Origin of the sequence: Mycobacterium lehmannii (assembly GCF_002245535.1) — a bacterium.
Taxonomy (GTDB): Bacteria; Actinomycetota; Actinomycetes; order Mycobacteriales; family Mycobacteriaceae; genus Mycobacterium; species Mycobacterium lehmannii.
Genome location: NZ_NKCN01000017.1, coordinates 40,412 through 58,636 on the forward strand (window position 1 = coordinate 40,412; position 18,225 = coordinate 58,636).

13 protein-coding genes and 6 pseudogenes are annotated in these 18,225 nt (G+C 60.3%); 5 read left to right on the forward strand and 14 right to left on the reverse strand.

The genetic code is table 11. From position 1 onward, the window contains the following. Position 1: 1 nt before the first annotated feature. The 6 genes from CEX87_RS18425 to CEX87_RS18440 form a co-directional block, all read right to left on the reverse strand. Positions 2–844, reverse strand: coding sequence for a class I SAM-dependent methyltransferase (locus tag CEX87_RS18425; protein ID WP_332888965.1), 843 nt, complete (start codon positions 842–844; stop codon positions 2–4). A gap of 432 nt (positions 845–1,276) precedes the next feature. Further along, the gene (locus CEX87_RS27130) at positions 1,277–1,927 is read right to left on the reverse strand and encodes a methyltransferase domain-containing protein (protein WP_142301110.1); all 651 of its coding nucleotides are present in this window, start codon (positions 1,925–1,927) and stop codon (positions 1,277–1,279) included. Between the two features lie 84 nt (positions 1,928–2,011). Then, entirely contained in the window at positions 2,012–2,707 is a 696-nt protein-coding gene (locus tag CEX87_RS18430) for a WbqC family protein (protein WP_094288510.1), read from the reverse strand. Positions 2,708–3,132: 425 nt separating this feature from the next. Further along, positions 3,133–4,086 carry a DegT/DnrJ/EryC1/StrS family aminotransferase gene (locus tag CEX87_RS27135; protein ID WP_142301111.1) on the reverse strand — a complete coding sequence of 318 codons (954 nt, stop codon included), beginning with the start codon at positions 4,084–4,086 and terminating at the stop codon, positions 3,133–3,135. A 9-nt stretch (positions 4,087–4,095) separates the two neighbouring features. Next, positions 4,096–4,731: a methyltransferase domain-containing protein gene (locus CEX87_RS18435; RefSeq protein WP_094288512.1), complete on the reverse strand. Its 636-nt coding sequence runs from the start codon at positions 4,729–4,731 to the stop codon at positions 4,096–4,098. Positions 4,732–4,994: 263 nt separating this feature from the next. Further along, positions 4,995–6,323, reverse strand: a complete 1,329-nt coding sequence (locus CEX87_RS18440) for an FAD-dependent monooxygenase (protein ID WP_332888964.1) — start codon at positions 6,321–6,323, stop codon at positions 4,995–4,997. 133 nt (positions 6,324–6,456) lie between these two features. Between CEX87_RS18440 and CEX87_RS18445 the strand changes: the two genes are divergently transcribed. From CEX87_RS18445 to CEX87_RS27140, 3 genes are all read left to right on the forward strand, one after another. Next, positions 6,457–7,437 carry a glycosyltransferase gene (locus CEX87_RS18445; RefSeq protein WP_233151440.1) on the forward strand — a complete coding sequence of 327 codons (981 nt, stop codon included), beginning with the start codon at positions 6,457–6,459 and terminating at the stop codon, positions 7,435–7,437. 77 nt (positions 7,438–7,514) lie between these two features. After that, positions 7,515–8,654 carry a dTDP-4-amino-4,6-dideoxygalactose transaminase gene (rffA, locus tag CEX87_RS18450; protein ID WP_094288516.1) on the forward strand — a complete coding sequence of 380 codons (1,140 nt, stop codon included), beginning with the start codon at positions 7,515–7,517 and terminating at the stop codon, positions 8,652–8,654. Between the two features lie 337 nt (positions 8,655–8,991). Continuing rightward, the gene (locus CEX87_RS27140; protein ID WP_158220783.1) at positions 8,992–10,272 is read left to right on the forward strand and encodes a glycosyltransferase family 87 protein; all 1,281 of its coding nucleotides are present in this window, start codon (positions 8,992–8,994) and stop codon (positions 10,270–10,272) included. 13 nt (positions 10,273–10,285) lie between these two features. Here CEX87_RS27140 and CEX87_RS18460 read toward each other — a convergent pair. After that, positions 10,286–10,450 (reverse strand): annotated as a pseudogene (locus CEX87_RS18460) (integrase core domain-containing protein); the annotation flags it as partial. A gap of 94 nt (positions 10,451–10,544) precedes the next feature. Here CEX87_RS18460 and CEX87_RS18465 point away from each other — a divergent pair. Beyond that, positions 10,545–11,011, forward strand: a pseudogene (locus CEX87_RS18465) (IS110 family transposase); the annotation flags it as partial. Between the two features lie 62 nt (positions 11,012–11,073). Here CEX87_RS18465 and CEX87_RS18470 read toward each other — a convergent pair. The 6 genes and pseudogenes from CEX87_RS18470 to CEX87_RS18495 form a co-directional block, all read right to left on the reverse strand. Then, a pseudogene (locus CEX87_RS18470) lies at positions 11,074–11,538 on the reverse strand (ATP-binding protein); the annotation flags it as partial. A gap of 43 nt (positions 11,539–11,581) precedes the next feature. Next, entirely contained in the window at positions 11,582–12,025 is a 444-nt protein-coding gene (locus CEX87_RS18475) for a DUF6262 family protein (RefSeq protein WP_094288520.1), read from the reverse strand. After that, positions 12,022–14,181, reverse strand: a complete 2,160-nt coding sequence (locus CEX87_RS18480) for a tyrosine-type recombinase/integrase (protein ID WP_094288522.1) — start codon at positions 14,179–14,181, stop codon at positions 12,022–12,024. Before CEX87_RS18480 ends, CEX87_RS18475 begins: the two co-directional genes overlap by 4 nt. Beyond that, complete coding sequence (locus CEX87_RS18485; protein WP_094288524.1) at positions 14,178–15,359, reverse strand: tyrosine-type recombinase/integrase; 1,182 nt, start codon at positions 15,357–15,359, stop codon at positions 14,178–14,180. The genes CEX87_RS18480 and CEX87_RS18485 overlap by 4 nt, the downstream gene beginning before the upstream one ends. 120 nt (positions 15,360–15,479) lie before the next feature. Continuing rightward, a pseudogene (locus CEX87_RS18490) lies at positions 15,480–15,872 on the reverse strand (ATP-binding protein); the annotation flags it as partial. Further along, positions 15,869–17,230, reverse strand: a complete 1,362-nt coding sequence (locus CEX87_RS18495) for a Mu transposase domain-containing protein (protein WP_094288526.1) — start codon at positions 17,228–17,230, stop codon at positions 15,869–15,871. The pseudogene CEX87_RS18490 and the gene CEX87_RS18495, both read right to left, overlap by 4 nt. A gap of 138 nt (positions 17,231–17,368) precedes the next feature. On the opposite strand from CEX87_RS18495, the pseudogene CEX87_RS27665 reads away from it, so the two are divergent. Beyond that, positions 17,369–17,626, forward strand: a pseudogene (locus CEX87_RS27665) (IS110 family RNA-guided transposase); the annotation flags it as partial. Here the strand turns inward: CEX87_RS27665 and CEX87_RS18500 are convergent. Then, positions 17,615–18,055 (reverse strand): annotated as a pseudogene (locus tag CEX87_RS18500) (leucine zipper domain-containing protein); the annotation flags it as partial. The pseudogenes CEX87_RS27665 and CEX87_RS18500 overlap by 12 nt on opposite strands. Positions 18,056–18,225: the final 170 nt, after the last annotated feature.

Genomic DNA, 18,225 nt, shown 5'->3' on the forward strand with positions numbered 1-18,225 from the left:
ATCATTGCCTCTTCGTCAAGCTTACATCCATGATCGGTTGTAAAACAGCTGGGAGGTAGGACGCGAGGTAATGAAGGCGAACCGCGACCGCTGCGCGGATGATAGAGATCATCCATGGGGCACGGCGGCGGGCAAATTCGTCGTCGTCGAGGGCGCGCTCCAGCATCCAGACAAGTGTAGTGCGCCGGAAGTATGCCGTAAGCCTTGGATCGCTAGCAGCAAATCGCCGAACTTTGGCGACGGTGATCCAATTTATGGACTGCCAAAGTCCGATGGGGTCATCAACGCGTGGATTACTCATGATGCGTCGACTCATCACTCGCCAAGTAAGATGTTTAGTAATCGATGTTGGAATATTAAAGTGCGGTTCGTATGGGAAAATATAATTCGGACATAAGAACCGATATTTCGCGCCAGTCTTGAGTACATTCGATATTCGCGTAATCACCTCGGCCGGCGAGTCAACGTGCTCCATCACATTTACAGAGAATGCGAAGTCAAAGCGTTCTTTCGATGCAAAATCTTCTGCCATGCATCGCGATATATTTGGTTTCACTGGGGCAAGGGCTAAGACGATATCCCCCAGTTGCTTGAAAGCACCAAAACCATCACCCGTAGGTTCGATCGCAGTAACGGCGAAGCCCTCCGATGCTAACTGACATGAAAGAATGAAAACACCGCCGCCTACTTCCAACAGTGCTGCACTGCTGGGGAGCTGCGCCAGGTCGTCATATAACCAATCACGAGCAAATACCGCCTCGGCCGCCATCACCTCAAAGAGAGGCCGCAACTGTGGCTCGCTGGAATCAAGATACGCGCGAATACATGCCAATAAGGCGTCCAAGTTCCTACTATTCAACGCATTACCCTTCTTCGAATGATACCGCGCATTGGCTGCCACGGGACAGTGGCGTCACCGCAGTCCTTGGCACGGGGACCCGCTCCGAAGCCTGGACCCGTAAAGCTTGCTCCTGACTCCGGAAATCTTTCCGATGGGTTACTGGAGTACCTGCGCTACGGCCGGACATCGGAGGTGTCTGACCTCGACCTAAGCCGCGCCGTGGCGGGCGCAAGCGCCAAAACTAGTCCAAGGGAGAGCAAGGTTCACTCTTCAAGTCATTCAACAAATGTGCCGCTCAGGGTCGAATTCACATCACGACTCTATCGCTCTTGCCGATAGCTGGGAACAAATCGGAAATCATCAAGGGTAGAAGGAGAGCTATCAGCTGCGCGTCGCAGGCTTCTACGTGGCGGTGTGTGGAGTTCACGAATCTGGTTAAATGTTTTCAAATATCATCGCGACGCAACCGGTCGGAAGGTCGACCTGTCGCACCATTCGAAATCCCTCTGTTCTTTTGAATTGATCGAAAAATTCGAAATCAACGGGCGATCCGTACGCAAGCACGGTCACACTACGAGGATATTTGTTGGCGGACTGCCTGATATTAAAAAGTACCGATTGCATCGTTCTTCCCCGGAACGGGTTGATGAAGGCAAACGTAGTTGCTCGCGGCGGAATCGAAAATTGCGTGGCATCTGCACACACGATCTGCCCATCTACGCCGGCGGCGATGACATTTCGCCGCGCAGCGGCGCATAGCACGTCCGATAATTCTACACCGACCACGGCCTCGAATGGGTACTGAGAGGCTAAACAAACGCAGCGTCCCGCCCCCGACCCGAAATCCACGAAAATCCCGTTGACATCGATTGCGTGCATGAGGACTTCGAAGTCGAGATAGCTTACGGGCTGGTATCCCGCCCGATCTGGGGCTTCGAGACGAAGTGATGTCAATGACGCGCGGAAGCTGCTGTTTATACCAAACCTCCTATCAAGAACTCGGTCAAAGAGTCGGTCAAAGATCCAGGTCGCCAACACGCGGGGGCGGGAGAGTCGACAGGCGATTTCAGCCAGGGGGCGGGTCACCTATTCTCCCCGGATCCTGATATAACAGACGAAGCGGTTGCACTCTGAAATATATTAGAGTTGAGTACTGCAATTGAGTAAGGATCAGTTACCACGTCGCCCATATCTTAGATGATCTGGCGCGTTAGGTCCGACGTTGAACAGCAGATCCACAATCGATACTGCTGGCACGAATTCCCCCCATAGTTGCGGGTACTCCTGGTAGCCGTCGTAGTCGAACCACGAGACTTCGATGCCGCACTCTTCAAATACCGGCTCATCGAGATAAGAGCGAGCTGCTGGGCCAGACACATATTCCGTAGCGCCGGCCTGACGGCACAAGTAAACGAGTTTCTCGGTCTTTCCTTCACTCAACTCATAGTCTGATGACTTGGTCAGATTGGTGGAAATATTGAGGTAGTCGCAAATAGCCTCCAGAAGGTGTCGATTGAGAAGCGCGAGATAATCGTGCTCCTCCTGAAGGTAGATTGGGGCGAGCCACTCAGCTACCTCTGCGAAATAAGGGGCTGCGCTATAGTTGAACTCTAGGGTCCGCCAGTGTTTGCTGGCCCAGTGATCGCCATCGATCATCGTTTCACTAATTTTCTGGCCGAAACGCTTCACGACCGGGACTGTTATCCACTGCCAACCCTGCCTCGTCTTGATCCGGTTGCGATTTCGCCAGTCATTCTTTGTATACTGGGCATCGTCATAAAGTATAAATTCATCGACGAACGCGATTAGGTCGAAGTACCCCCGCCAGGGGATGTAATTCGATTGAAGTATCGCCACTCTTTTCACCGGCGGGGCTCCACTAGGACGCCAGAGCAAGTCGCGGAGGGGCGGTTCCGCGCAAACGCGGCGGATGAGGTATGTGATACTGCGACATCCAGATCGAACCGGTTTGTTGTGCAAGCAACAGATAGCTCGATAGTCACGTTATACTGCATAACGCTTCTCAGCATGGCGGCCCGGGGGCCGAGTGTCAATCTAGACACGGGATGTCTGTACGCGCCTGACACCGTGCCTTGTGGGGGCGTTCGGAATCAATTGCTGTGGCAGGGTGCTGCGGCTTATTTCACGAGCTAGGTAGCTGGTCGGGCATCTGATAAGATCCCTTCGAGCCGGACGTCGATAACCCGTATCTTATTTTGTCACTGTCTAGCACAAGCTTAAAGAGACGCAATTGGGCTGGCTAGACAATATCTCGAGCCGTTGAAAGATCTCTAGCCGGCTGAAAGGTTCTCGAGTATTACGGCGCAAATCTGGAGCGCTTTCGTCGTGTCGAAATTACTATCATTAAATAGGTTGATGACTTGTCTCCCCAATAGCTCGGCTTGCGGAAAATAGCCGCCGGAAATCACGCCACCTAATGAGGCGTAATGCGTGCTCGCGAACAATCCGGCCGAAGAGATCGCACTCATAATATGGTTACGGTTTTCGAGACGCAAGTTGAATCGCCACATCTGGAATTCGGGCGGTAATTGTGCTTCATTTGGTAAGGCGCTGGCGTAGATCTCGTTCAGCCTCGCCCGGTGCGGGTTTAACTCTTCAGAACGGGTACGAATTTGTTCACGGTAGGCATCCCATGTGGGTAAATGTCCATCTGTACAGAGCCATGCGCTGTCTCTGTACACGTAAGCCGTGCGGCTTTCGAGGCTTCGCTTGTAATCTTCCTCGACCTTGTGTTGCGCTTGCGGATCAAACGGCAAGCGGTGTGGATAATAGGTGACATCGTCTTTGATGAACGCGTATCCGCCGTATTCGAGGTCGATTTGTTTAGCATAACCGGTGCTATACAGCGTAACATCGGCAATCGTGTCTGCGTCCGATTCGAGGGCGGGGGCGCACAAACACCGATCATCTACCAGAAGCAGCTCGGGATATCGAGATTTGATCTCCCGGAAAGCGCGGTTCGGCGTGGACGGTTCTCCGTACGTATGCGCGTAGAGTAGCCCTCCGTATTTTTCCTTCGTCAGTCGGTCCGCCGCCGCTTCTAAATCCATACTGAGATTCTCTGGGGAGATATCCACGAATTGTACGGGAAACCCAGCCTTGAAGAATGTGAGTGGAACGATGGGGCAAATATTTGCGGGCAGCAGCCAGGTGCCGTTACTGTCTTGACTCTTGAGCAATTGATATAGGATTGCGGCCGCCCTTGGCGCGAGAATGGTTCGCACGTTTCGCCGTTATACGTTTTTTCGGACAACGATTGTGAAATCGAATAAGCCGTAATCATGAAGTAGGGCGACGTTGCGGGAAAAGTTCCGTTTGCAAAAGTCGAAATACGATAGGGGATCGGCGAAGAAGAGATCCGGTCGTTCTGCCATGCGGGCGGCATCTGAATAGTTTGTCAACATATTGAAGGAAAAGCCCTTGGTGCATAAGCTATCCATTTTCCTTAGTGTTTGTAGCGTGAATTTGCGCCATTCATCCTCTGGCGCCTCTAACTTAATATTGAAGATGGCCGAAGCTAAAAGATAGTCTGCTGGCGGCAATTCGTGCTCGAGGGTGGTAAAATGCGCATTTTGGTAGCCTTGATGGCTCTCTCGCCCCGCTTTAATCATCTCGTCAATCAGATCGATTCCATGATATTCGAAATCCCAGCCCTTAGCATAAAGGAAGTCGAACATGGCGCCGTAGCCGCAGCCATAGTCGATCACGGTGAATGGTTGGACAGAGTCGACCACCCTGACTAATTGCTCGAAACGTGTCGTTTGGGCTTCCGCGCCGTTGTAGTCAACTCCCTTCGGCGTGGCTCCAAAGCTCTCTAGCCTATTAACGAAGTAATCTTGCAACTTTTGCTGCGTATCTTCAATGGGCATCGGTCCACACCCCCTAAGCGGTTCTGCTTGTCGATTCTACAGGTCGTGGTAGCCCTTTTGAAGCGCGTCTCTGTGTCGGCTACGGCGAAGGATTGGAACTGAGCTCGCGGCGACTTCAGCGCATCCAGTCGTAATAGGGGTTAAGGCGGGCCTCTCACCGACATCCGGTTGCGTGATTTGGGTAGAAAGCTCAGATCGCTTCGATCGGTTAGGTTTGCTAATTAGGATAACCGCTAGCTAGCTAGCTGATAATTTGAGGTTGTCTATCCCTGAGTCGCCGCAGCGATGTCGGTGCTGCGAACACTCAGCGATGGCATATGCCGTATCACCGAGTTCAAGACGGGCGCGATAACAGGTGAACGCCGCCCCATTATCAGCGCACGCCGCAGGACGAGTCCGGTTCGAGTGCGCGGAGGGAAGGCCCGAGATGCCCTAGCGCCGATGTTCTGAAAGGAAGTGGTGTAGGGGCGTAGTCGACGTTCCCAATCTGTCAACGCTTCCTCAAGGGTTCCTGTGTGCTGTTCGAAGACAGAGCCAAGGAGTTCCCCCCCGGCCATACCGGTGGACGAGCCCATACCGGAGTATAAGGTTGGACACCAGGCTGAGTCGCCTACAAGCACCACTCGGCCTCGGTGCCAGCGGTCTACACATACCTGTTCGACCGAGTCGAAGAGGTACGTATCGGCCGCCGCATACCCGTCGATCATCTCCCCGAGGATCTCGCCGTAGGGGGGCGGTCCGTAGACGGACCGGACTCGCTCGACGGGTGAGGCAGCGAACTCCGCATCGACATCTGGGGTGTAATACGAAAAGAGCACGGTAGGTGGATGGTCGGCGAAAGGGTAAATGATCAATGCACGTCCGGGCTCGAACAACATTGCGCCGTCCCCGTTTCGCAGCCCACCGGGTGATTCTTGGGGTGCGAAAGCCCCAATCATATAGTTCAGCGGGCGCAGGTACCGCTCATGAGGACCGAATACCAGAGATCGCACCGTGGAGCGCAACCCATCGGCGCCGACCACAAGGTCGAACCGCGCGGCGGTAGAGGTCTCTGCGAGCGTGTCGCGCAGCAATACGTCCACCCCATCGGGGTCCTGCACTATTTGCGTAGGGACAGTGGAGTACCGAATCTCGACGTCTCCTGGCAGGGCCGAGAAAAGAGCCTGTTCGATGTCACTTCGCAACATGAGCATCGGCTTGGGCCTCACCGGGAGGTCGAACAAGGCCACGGATTTGCGTGTCTTGCCATTTCGTTGAATGTCGTACATGACGCTGTCACCGGAAGGGGTGCGGTCTGGCAGGACATCTAGAACGCCCAGTCGTTTCGCGGCGGCCTGACCAGTACCCATTGTTGCAATGAAGTAGCCATGGGTCCGCCGCGCCGGCGCCCGCTCGATGATCACTGGATCCCACCCCAGGCCTCGAAGCCGGATGGCAGTTGCCATTCCGCTGATACCAAGACCTACGATCAAGGCTCGTCCGGGACGGATTGCTCCCACGCTTCTGCCACCTCCCAGCAAGGGTTTGCGCCGTGGATGCTGGCGCACAACCCCGGGTGCCCTTCTCTTGAGCACATACAAGAATTTGAGCACACTAGATAGAAACCCGGAAAGCCGACGTGCGTTGCGTTACGTTTCACTGGTGGATACGTCCGCCTTCGAAGCGGTCACAGCACCCCAGTCTGCCCGCCGCGGCGCTGGGCGTCCGCATCGCGTTTCTGTTGTCGTGCCGGTATACCGAGGTGAACACACAATCGGCATATTGGTTGCCGAACTACAACGGCTCACCCGCCCGACTACGACGCCGGGCGGCGTCACTTTCTTAGTCAACGAGATCGTCCTCGTGCACGATCACGGACCAGATCGGTCCGATGTAGTGCTCCTTGAGCTGGAGCAGACGTGTGAGCATGTTCGCATCGTATGGCTTAGTCGAAATTTCGGGCAGGACGCGGCGACGATCGCGGGCCTATCGGTCGCGAGGGGCGATTGGATCGTCACGATGGACGAAGACGGCCAGCACAACCCCGAATACATCAGCACTTTCTTGGACACTGCGCTGGCGGAGCGTGCCGACCTCGTTTACTCAAAGCCAATCAATAATCGCCCGCAGGGGGCCATGCGAAATTTAACAAGGCGTGGCGCGCAGATCGTGATGGCGACAGCCTTCAGGTTCCGAGAGTTCAGCCACTTCGAAAGCTTCCGGCTTATCCGGGGAGATATTGGTCGTCAGGTCGCTGGAATAGCCCACAGTGGAGTCTATCTCGATATAGCGTTGGGCTGGGTGGTCGAAGCTATCTCGCACGCACCCGTCGCGCTACGCGCCGAGCATCGGGACAGCTCGAGCTACAGTTTCCGCCGGCTATTCTCACTTTTCTGGAAAATGGTCCTGTGCAGCGGGACCCGCGTGATGCGCATCGTGAGCATGCTCGGTGTCACGCTCGGCTTACTAGGCGGGCTGTTGGCAGCCTTCGTGATCTATTCGAGCGTCATGGCAGATGGTCGGGCTCCGGAAGGATGGACCTCGACCATTGTAGTTCTGTTGCTGTGTTCGGGCTCGATTCTTTTCTCGCTAGGTCTTATCGCCGAATATCTTGGCGTTGCGCTGCATACGCTCGTCGGGCGACCCCTGTACTTAACAGTTGAAACGCCCACACCGCGCCCTTTCTTGAGTCAAAAAGACGTCTCTGCCAGAGCTGGAAGCGGCTGATGGCTTGAATTGACATGAAACAAGGGGGTTGAGAGGACCGTGAATGAGGGGGTTGGGGGTTGACCACTGCTGAGGGGTTGAGAGCAGACCATATCGTATTCATTCGCCCGTACCGGGCGAGGAACGAGTTGAACAATGTTGCAGCTGTGCTTGAGTCATTCCACAGTCACGGCGACGGTCGATTCACCGCTTCGGCGACAGCGAAGATCAAATCCATCACGCGAGCTCGCCACGCGCTGCTGACGACTTCTTGCACATCGGCGCTGGAAATGGCGGGGCTTTTATTGGAACTTGGTCCAGGCGACGAAGTGATCATGCCGAGTTTCGCCTTCAGCTCTGTAGCTACTTCGATGGCGCTTCGCGGGGCCACCTGCGTCTTCGCGGATATCGACTTAGATACCGGCAACATCGACCCTGCCTCGGTAGCTGATGCTGTTACCGATCGCACGCGGGCCATTGTGGCCATCCATTACGGCGGAGTCGCGGCCGATATGCAAGGGCTTCTGGAACTGGCCGCGGCGTATGGCATTGCTGTGGTCGAGGACAATGCGCATGGCTTCGGAGGGAGTTGGCGCGGTCTCCCCCTCGGCACGATTGGAACGATGGGCACCCTTAGCTTTCACGACAGCAAAAACGTGCATTGTGGGGAGGGCGGAGCGCTACTGCTTCGTGATGACATGCGCATGGCACGCGCCGAGATCATCCGTGAGAAGGGTACGGACCGTGCTCGTTTCTGGCGCGGGCAGGTCGACAAGTATTCCTGGCAGGACATCGGCTCTAGCTATCTCCCTAGCGACCTGAACGCTGCGGTTCTCGACGCTCAGTTGGAAGAATTCGACCTTATTCAAGCAGGGCGCCATCGGGTGTGGAACGCCTACGCCGCCGCCCTGCCCGACTGGGCCAACCGAAACGACATACTGTTAATGAAGGTTCCCTCCGATCGTGCGCACACTGCCCACTTGTTTTATCTGCGTACACCTACCGAGCAGAGCCGCGACGATCTGATCGCGCACATGGCTGAGCGGGCCATCTCCGCGCCATTCCACTACGTCCCACTGAATTCCAGTGAAGCTGGGGTCAAGTTCGGACGCACTCCGACTCCGTGCGTATGCAGCGCTGAATTTGCTAGCACGGTGGTACGCCTGCCGCTCTGGCCCGACCTTCGGGACGATCAGATCGCAAGAGTTATCGATGCAGTCACATCTTTCGCGGTGTGACCGCGGTATTCGAAGATATAGCGAAAAAGCCTACGAGCTTGCTCATCCTTGCTACCGTCTCACCGGGACAAAGTATTGGGGGCTCCATGGATCGACAAATTAGAGAATCGCCGGGGTTATGAGTTCCTTGCGGAATCGACTGTCGAAGGCTGCTGGCCAATCTGAGCGCACTATTTTACTTGGCACGATCCTCCTCGTCTCAGCTTCCTCCGTCGCATTGGCTTACCTCCTGACCCTATATTCGGTTGACGTACTCTCGTCCCTTCTGCACGTACCCGAGGATTGCTGGCGTGAATGGCCCACGCGCATTGGGCGGCACTGCTTCAGTGACTACAGCATGGTGGTAGAAGTTGCGTTGCAACCGAACCCATGGACCTACGAAGCGTCAATGCCATGGGGAGAGTACGAGCCTCTCCGCCTCGGAGGCGCAGCGGCCGCGATGCTGCCACACTTATTGTTCGGGTTGCCCGCGCACTTAGTGAATGCACCGTTGTTCGGCCTGATCGGCTATTTGCTTGCACTGACGCTGGCGGTGTTCTCACCCGCACTCTGGGCAGCTAGAGGGTCGCGTGGTCTGGAGCGGGTAGTGGTCTTTGTGGCCTTAGGCGCTGCGGCGATTCCGGTTTGGGCAGTGATCGATCGAGGTAACTCGGCGGGTTTTGTAGTGCCGGCGGCCCTTATCTACCTGATCGCGCTCCGACGAGAGAGGTGGCACCTCGCCGCGATCATGGTGGTTGTAGCCGCGCTGGTCAAACCGTGGTTTCTCGTACTGGCCTTTGCCCTATTCGCGGCGCGGCGATGGCGCATAGGGACGTTAGCGATCGCGGGAGCGGCCGTCTCCAACTTTGCCGCGTATCTGCTGTGGCCGAGGGCCTTCCCGAGTTCCATTCCACAAGCGTTTGACAACCTTTCTCACATCTCGAGTTCTTTCCAAGATGCTGTTAGTCTACGGAATGTATCTCTCGGCAGGGCAATTTTTTTCGTGCCGGATGCATATGTTTTCCTCACGACTGGTGGCGAAATGCCGGATGGATTCCTTATGGGTCCGCGTTCTCTGTTTGGGTGGGCAGTGCTCCTAGTGGTCGTTGTTGCAGTGGTAGTGCTTGGACGCCGCATTCCTCCCGTCATGGCGGGTATCGTGCTGCTCGCAACCGTGGCGTTCTTTCCAACGGGTGTTTATTACTATTATTTGGTACTTGTCTTGCCAATTGCTGCACTCATCGTACGAGATCCGAAAGCCTCGGCGGAATCTGGCATTTTCGATTCGTTGGCCGTGCGAGATCGGCCTCGACGGGTGGTCGGCACGGCCCTGGCTCTTGCGACGGCATTGAGTATCGCGCAGTTTGCTATTCCCGGCATAGTGGTAGATGCGCCGATCTTCGGTCAACTGGGAGCCCGGGGAGTCGTCGGAAGCACTCCCATCGCATATGTAACCTCCGTAATTTTCGTGCCGTTCTTATGGCTCTCCGCGATTATCGCGCTCGTCGTCTCGTTCTCACGCCAGCCTGTTCGCCATCACGAGTCCGAAGATGGGCCGCTAGCCGAGGAGCCGTCCGACACGAATGTCCTGGGCGTAGAAGGTGTGCTTGAGCCATCTAAGTACTCGCCAAACGACTAGCTGTACCCAGCCATCAGGTTGGTAGCAGTCGGCTAATCGGTGGTAGACCGCCGAGTGCACTGTGGCGTCGCTGAGTGTTGTAGTTCTCGCTCCAGGATGCAAGGGCTGCGGCTCGCTCGGCGTTACTGGTGAATACCTGGCGGTATGCCCACTCGGTTTGCAGGGTGCGGTTTAGACGGTATGTCGGGCTGGGGCCCCGCTCACATGTGAACGTGGGTTGCCGACAGGAATGAGGTCCTGGCCGGTAGAGCCACAAGATGTGGGAGGCCCCAGTGAAGATTCAGCGTACGAGCGTCGGCTTGGATGTGCACGCGCGATCGGTATCCGGATGCGCGTTGGACGGGGACAGCGGTGAGGTGTTCCAGCGGCGATTGACCCCCGATCGCGGGGAGATCGTGGCTTGGCTCAACGACTTGCCCGGTCCGGTGGCGGTGACCTACGAGGCCGGTCCGACCGGCTTTGGGTTGGCTCGCGCATTGACCGCGGCCGGCATCAATTGTGAGGTGGCCGCACCGTCGAAGTTGATCCGCCCGCCGGGGACCGGGTCAAGACCGACGCCCGCGACGCCGCCCATCTGGCTCGATTGCTGCATTTGGGGCAGATCACCGCAGTGACCATCCCCACCGCCGACCAGGAAGCGGCCCGCGACTTGGTGCGGGCCCGCGAGGACTGCTGCGGAGATTTAATGAGCGCGCGCCACCGCCTGTCGAAACTGCTTTTTCGACAAGGGATCGTCCACTGACGGCGCTCATCGAAAGTCCCCAGGTGTGCTCGCCGAAATTCCTCACCTGTGAGCAGCGGTCAGTGTAGTGGTTGGCGGGTGCCGGTGGTGGTTCGGCGCAGGGTTTCTGCGGCGGCCTGGTGGTCGCGTAGGCGGTAGGACTCGCCGTCGAGGTTGATGACCACGGAGCGGTGCAGCAGGCGGTCGAGCATGGCGGCGGCGACGGTGGTGTCGCCGAGGATTTCTCCCCAGGCTCCCACCCCGCGGTTGCTGGTGATCACAATGCTGGTCTTCAAATACCGTTGGGAGACAACCTGAAATAACGCCGAGGCGGCCTCGGCGGGCAATGGCAGGTATCCGAGTTCATCGATCACGAGCAGGGTCGGGCCGGCGTAGAACCGCATGGTGGTGGCCCAGCGTCCCTCGATCGCGGCACGGTGACACCGTGCGGCCAGATCGGCGGCGGTGGTGAAGTAGGTGCGGTAGCCGGCATGTGCTGCAGCCCGTGCCAATCCGACCGACAAGTGTGTCTTTCCTGTACCCGGTGTTATCGAAGGTTCGGGCGCGGAAAGGGCGTGTTCGACCTGTTCAGGACGTTGTTGCGATTGATGCGACGTTGGGTGAGGGGTGGATGCCGCGGCGGGCCAGTTCGCGTCGCAGGTCGCGGTTCTCTCCGTGTGCTCGTTCGAGGGCGTCGCGTAGGGCTTGCAGTTGCTGGCGGTGCTGTTTCCTGAGTTCGGCGATCTGGCGGGTCAGGGTGATGACGAGGGTGTTGTCGGCGTCGACGGGCTGGTCGGCAGAAGCTTTGCGGCGGGTGCCGCGCAGGTGCTCGATGCGTGTGCGCAGTTCGGGGTGGTTGTAGAGGAAGGCGTGGGAGACGCCAGCTTCGCGTTGCACGGCTTGGAACGTGATCGGGTCGCCGCGTTTGATCAGTCGGCGGATGGCCTGTTCAGCGTCTCGGGTTTTGTTCTGCGACTTGACTTTCGCTGCCTCGGTGAGTGCGGTGATGCGGCGTTGTCGAGAGTCGGTCATGGGGTGCTCCTGCGGTGGGCGGTTAGGTCGAGAGTCAGCGGGATGGGTCCGGTGCTGGCTCGATGACACTGGGCGTCCGCGCCGTCGGGCTTGTCGTCCAGGGCGGCTAGGAGCTTGGTGAGCGCGGAGTGTTCAGCTCGGCGGCGAATCAGCCAGACGTTGTCGCCGGGCATGGGATGTCCGTGTCGTTGCTCGAATTCTGTTGTCGCTCTGTCGATCAGGTCGGCGGTTTCACGGAGTTGGCGCTGCAGCACGTCGTGGTGGGTGTGGTCGGTGACAAAAACCGAGCAGGTCAGGCAGGCGTTGCCTTTGTCGCAGGATTGCAGCGGTGGCAGCATGCACCACCCGTTGGGCAGGAACCGGTCTGCGCGGCGGAACAGGTGCAGACTGTCGTGGTCGTCGCTGCTGAGTTGGATGCGGGTGCCGTCGGCGCGCAGCTTGGCGGTGGCCAGGAATGCCTGCTCGGCGTGTTCGTCGCGGGCGGCGATGTAGTGCATCGTCATGGTGGGGGTGGCGTGCCCGGCGTAGCGCTGCAGGACGTGGATCGGCAACCCGAGTTCGGCCAGCCGGGTCAGTCGGGTGTGGCGGAAGCGGTGGGTGTGGCTCAAACGCACGACCTGGCCCTTGGCGTCGGTGATCTGCACGAGGTCGCTGAGGGTGCGCAGCACCCAGTTGTAGGTGCCCGATGGGTAGGGTTTGTCGCCGCGACGGTTGCCCAGGCGCCGGGCGAACAGATACCGCCTGGTGCCGTCGGGATGCTGGGTGTGTATCCAACGGTGTTGTTCGGCAATGACTTCGGTGACCTCGTCGTCAACGAGGATGGTGTCGGGTGCGACGTCGATCTTGCTTTGTGCGTAGCGGAACCTGTTCAGTGTTTGGTCGTCGCCCGCGGCTGTGGTGGTGGCGGGTGCAGCCGAAAGGCAGTCGAAGTCGCAGGTGCGGATTTCGCTGGCTCGTCGGCCGGTGAGGATCTGCAGCAGGATCATTCGCATTGCTTGCGGGTCGTCGAGCCCGTTGGCGGTGATGGTGGTGCCGTCGTCGCGGGTGATGGTCATCTGCTCGGTGCGGGGCAATCCGATCAGCGGTAGCGCCGCGGTGATCTGCGCGAGCGCGTGGTCGTCGATGTAGTTCGCGTCGTTGAATCCGCGTTGGTGCGGTATCCGGGTGACTCTGCCGAACCAGCTGGCCGCGTGGGCGGCGCTCACTCGATGCCAGGGCTCGACGCCGAGAATGCGGCGAGCCTCGGCTGGGTTGGCGGCGACGAAGTCCAGAAGGCCGGCCACCGCTCGCAGGTCGTCGTTGATTCCCCGGATCGGCACGGTTCGTCCGAGGTGGCGGGTGTCGGATTGGCGGGTGACGCGGTTGGCGGCCACGGCGGTCCACCGTCCGAATGCGGCCGCCTGTTCGACCGCGCTCGTCGGGTCGCCCAGGATCTCGGTGGGGTCATCGAAACTGGCGGTCAGCCAGTTGTCGAATCGGCGGAAGCTGCGCATGCGTTCCTGGCTGACGCTGGTCCAGCGCAGCGCCCCGGATTCGAGCATCGTGCCCAGGTGCCACTTCACCGCGGCCCGCAACCACGGCAGTTGGATGTCTCCCGGTGAGCAGCCGTAGTTGGCGACTGGTTCACGATCGGTCAGTGGGATCCGCGGATCGCAGCGCGGGTGCCAGACGTCCAGCTGCCACCACGGGCCGTCGTGGCTGGCGGCGATCAAAGCATGCCGGGCGAAGCCGAACAGTGCGTGCACCCGGCCTCGGCCTCGGGGGGAGGGCAGTCGCTTGCCCCTGCTGAGATAGAACCAGCTCTGCAACGTCGCGGCGGCGTCGTAATCCATCGTCCGGATCGATGAGGGGTAATCACGGCCCGCGGTGTCGGCCCGCCGAATCATGTTGGCCAGCTGCGCCATTGCCAACACCGAGACGCGGGTGCCGTCGCTGGCCTGCCAGTGCGCCATCCACGCCAGTTCCGCAGCGAACGGGTCGGGCAGCCCGCTCAGGTCCAGATGCGGCCAATCGTTCTCGGTGATCGAGGCCCAGTTGGGGATGCCCGGCCCGAGCACGGGGCCGCGCCACTGCGCTGGCAGTTCGTCCCAGAGCCGCCAGATCGGATCGAGGTGTGCGGCACTGCGCAGGCGCAGGTGGCCGTGCTCGTCGATCATTCGGCCACCTGCCAGCTGCTGGCGTAGGACGCCCAGTTGGCTGCTGCTCGCAGGGCTTCGTCGTCGCGGACCCAGCCGTAGAGGTCCAGGGTGGTCTGCACATGGGCGTGGCCAAGACGCCGGGAGACCACCCACTCCGGTGTTCCGGCGAGCAATAAGGCGGTGGCATGGGTGTGGCGGAACCAGTGCGGCGTCCACCCGGGTGGCCCGATGCAGCGCCGTCGCAGCGTGGCCACTTTCTCTCGGACCGTCGTCTCTCGCAATGCGGCCAACATCGGTGGTCGGAAAACATTCACCAGTAACGGCGACGCATCAGTCAGAGCGATACCGGATTCGGCTGCCCGGCAGGCGATGTCGGTGAGATAGTCGGCGAACAGCCGCTCGAGGTCGGCCCCGACATAGATTCGTCGCGGTCGCATCATCTTCACCCGTGCCCCGTTGGGGTTATCGGCGCGGGGCGCAATCTGCACATACGCGGTCTCGCCGCGGCCGAGTACGAACTCACCGATCCGCAGGCCCAGGGCCTCCCCGAGTCGCATGCCGGTTTCGGCCAGCAGGGCGAACACGAACCGGTCCCGCAGATTTCCTCGCCACGACCCGGACTCGGCATCGAAGACCGCGCAGCCATCCAGGATGGCCTGGATCTGCGCGGGCAGCAGCAAGGGTGGTCTGTCGCGGCGGCGGTCGCGGCGCACGCGCACCAGCGATGCCGCCGCCGGGGCCGACCGCGTATCCAGATGCGCAAGCAAGCCGCGGGCCGGTCGGTGCCGCGGTGTTCCTCGAAGGAGCCGTCCTGCCACCGCCACACCGGACACTGCCTGATGCCAGCGGTAGAACGAAATCAACGCTGCGAGGCGGATTTCCAGTGTTGCCGCACTCGGTTTCTGGTCCGACTCGACCAGCCGGTGCTCAACTGTGCGGTCGTTGCGTTGCCAGGACAGAAACGCCGTGAATGCGGGGACACCGACATCACGCCAGGCATCTGTCTGCCCGCGTTGCTCCAGGAAGGTCCACCACTGCGCCAACGACGTCGCATACCCGCGCACCGTGTTCGGCGACCACAGGTGCCGGTGGGCCTCTATCCACTCCTCGACCGGACCGACCGTTGCATAGTCTCCGCCGAGCACAGTCCAGGTCCGCTGCCCTCCCGCAGGAGACACTGCCACCGGATACGCCATCGTTGCCGTTCCTTCACGTCGAAGAACACCCGCCGATAAACCGGCAACAACGATGACTTGCCCAGCATCAACCCCCTTGTTACATACATAGATTCGAGCGTGTCGCTACCCGTTGATAACCGGGGGCCCGACCAGCAAAATGTTGGTCGCCGATATCAGGTAGCGGCACGTGCCGAGCTCTTCGATGAGCTTGCGGTCGATCCCGGCGGCGGCATCGACGTCGAAGTCCGCCAGAGTGGCCGGGGTGGGCAGGCAGGCGAACCGCAACCGGCCGGCCAGTCGCCGGGCGGTGCTGGCCTCGACCTCCACAGTCAGCAGCCGCTCCAAAGCCACGGTCAGCGACAGCCCTTCGGCGGCGGCCTGATCCAGCACCGCCGGTAGGGCTTCGGCGGCCGCTGCCAGTTTGAGCTCGGCCAGATGCGAGCGCAGCTGCTGATACCGGGAGGCGGCCACCGACGGTGTCTCCGTGGCGGTGGTCGTGGTGGTCTTGTTGGTGCGTGGGGTGGGGGTCATTGGATGGTCCTGTTCTGTGCGGCCCGCTCATAGGCGGACAGATCGATGACGGTGGAATCGGTTGACGGAGTTGGAGATTCAATACCTGCGGCGGATGGCTCCTTGAGTTGAAGTAGTTGTGCGGCAGCGGCTTTGGCGGCCGGGCCCGGTGGAATGCGTTCCTTGCGGCGATGCGGGCGTCCGGTCGCCGCGGTGGCCATCGCCGCGGAGTCCAGGGCGATGACATGGCCGCTGTCGCGCACCATCACCCCGAGCCCGTCGGCGGCCATCCGGTGCCGGGCGATCACGATCCCGCTCGTAGTGGCGATGTCGCAGAACTGCTCGCCGACCGGATGCGACACGATGACCTGGGCTGCGGCCAGTTCCGGGGGTACCGAGTAGCGGTTACCGCGGTAGGACACCAGCGCTTGCCGCGAGGCGGTGCGGGCCTCGGAAACGATCACCGGATACGCCACCGCCGGCACCGCAGCAAGCGGTTCGGCCTTGGCGACCACGGCGACCGAGGCCCGGCCGTCAGTGGTGGCCCGCAGCCGGATATCACCTCGGACCCGGGCAAACCGATCCAGGCTGGCCTGTGCCGCCTCGACGGTCAGGTCGTCGGCCAGGGTGCGCCACCAGCGTTGCGCGGCGGTGTGATTGACCTTCTCCACCACGCCCTTGCGGTTGCCGCGCCGGGCCGGGCAGACCGCCACCGCCACCCCGTAGTGTTTGGCCACCCCGGCGAACGACGCGGTCACCCGGCCCGAGCCCGGGTCGCAGACGGTGGCCATCCGGTCGAACCGCCACTTCCGGATGCACCCGCCCAGACCGCGGCTCACGCGGTCCAGGCCAGCGACCAGGTGCGGCTGGTCCTCGCTCGGTACCAGGTAGCCGCGCCACTTCCCGGAATGGGACAGCGACCCGACCAGCAGGTGCGCGGTCTTGCCCCAGCCCCACGATTGCGGTGGATCGGGCAATTCCAGCCAGTCCCACTGGGTTTCCTCACCCGGCGGGTGTGGGATCACCGCGTTGGGGCGCTGCGTGGCCGTGCGGCATGCTTCGCAGGCCGGGCGTAGCTTACGGGTGCAGATGTTGCGGGTCAGACTCTGATACGACAGCGCAAACCCCAGGTCCTCGAGTTCGTCGAACAGCGTGCGTGCCCACAGGTGCGGGTCCTCGGTCAGCCTCGCGGTGACGTAGTCGACGAACGAATCGAACGGATCCGGACCGGGGTGGGCACGCACTCCCGGTTGGCCGTCACCGGCCAGATACTTACGGACCGTCTTGCGGTCAAAGCCGGTGTGGCGGGCGATCGCTGAGATCGTCCAACCACGCTTGGCCAGGGCATGTACTTCCAAATCGTCCTCCCATGTGAGCATGAGAAAGCGGGCCTCCTTCGGTGGAGCAACTGGCGTCAGACACCAGCAGCTTCGAGGGAGGCCCGCCCTTCTCGGCGGAGCCACACGGGTGGGGAATTTCGATGAGCGTCAGTGGGGAATTTCAGTGAGCGCGGTCACTACTACGGCGGGAACGCCTGGACCACCCGACACGAAGCATGGCTAGGTACCCAGCGGTTCGAGAACTCGGCCCTGCAGCTGAGCTACGAGGCTGCGTTCGAAGCGACACTGGCCTGCCGGGATCGACGCGATCGTCTTGATGAGGCGATCACGAAGTTGGCCGCTGACAGCGAGTTCACCCCGGTGGTGCACCGACTGGGCTGCATCCGCGGTGTCGCGACGTTGACCGCCTTCGGGCTGGCCGTGGAGATCGGCGACCCGCCCGGGCGTTGTTTCGTACCGCATGGCTGTGGTCTTGGACGCGCGAATCAGTTCTCCGGTCATGGGGTCGCAGTCGCGTAGATAGAACACATCCCGGCGCCGCAGCACCCGCGACACGGTGCGCGCTGCCACGCCGAGTTCAGCGCCGATCACCTCGGGCCCGCACCGCTGAGCCCGGCGCAGTGTCACGATTTGGTCCTCGAAAGCATCTGGTGTGTGAGTGGGCATGCGGTGTGGCCGCGACGAACGATCATGCAGGCCCAGGCGGGCTTCGCCCTCGGCCGCATGCCGGGCAAACCATGTCCCGACACACTTTCGCGAAATACCCATAGCAGCGGCGATATGGGCCTTCGGCCAACCCTGGGCGAACCCCTCAACGATCAGCTGTCGGCCGCGAGACGTAGTGCGCGCATTACGGTGGGACACGAGAACCTCCGGACAGTAATGGGCCTTAGACAAGCCACACCCCACCCGGGGGTTCTCCTCACTTCGAGTCGACACGCCCCGCTACCAATCTCGTGTCCAGGTAAAACTAGCCGCAGAGCGGGCACGTCAGCTCTGCCGCACTGGGCGGGGAAATACCCCGCGGAGGTCTG

Excerpts from the sequence above, each read along its gene's own strand:
- CEX87_RS18480 (WP_094288522.1), bottom strand. The coding sequence starts at position 14,181 with ATGATCGACGAGCACGGCCACCTGCGCCTGCGCAGTGCCGCACACCTC.
- CEX87_RS18475 (WP_094288520.1), bottom strand. The coding sequence starts at position 12,025 with ATGACCGACTCTCGACAACGCCGCATCACCGCACTCACCGAGGCAGCG.
- CEX87_RS18495 (WP_094288526.1), bottom strand. The coding sequence starts at position 17,230 with ATGCTCACATGGGAGGACGATTTGGAAGTACATGCCCTGGCCAAGCGT.
- CEX87_RS18435 (WP_094288512.1), bottom strand. The coding sequence starts at position 4,731 with ATGCCCATTGAAGATACGCAGCAAAAGTTGCAAGATTACTTCGTTAAT.
- CEX87_RS18485 (WP_094288524.1), bottom strand. The coding sequence starts at position 15,359 with ATGGCGTATCCGGTGGCAGTGTCTCCTGCGGGAGGGCAGCGGACCTGG.
- CEX87_RS27140 (WP_158220783.1), top strand. The coding sequence starts at position 8,992 with ATGGTGGTAGAAGTTGCGTTGCAACCGAACCCATGGACCTACGAAGCG.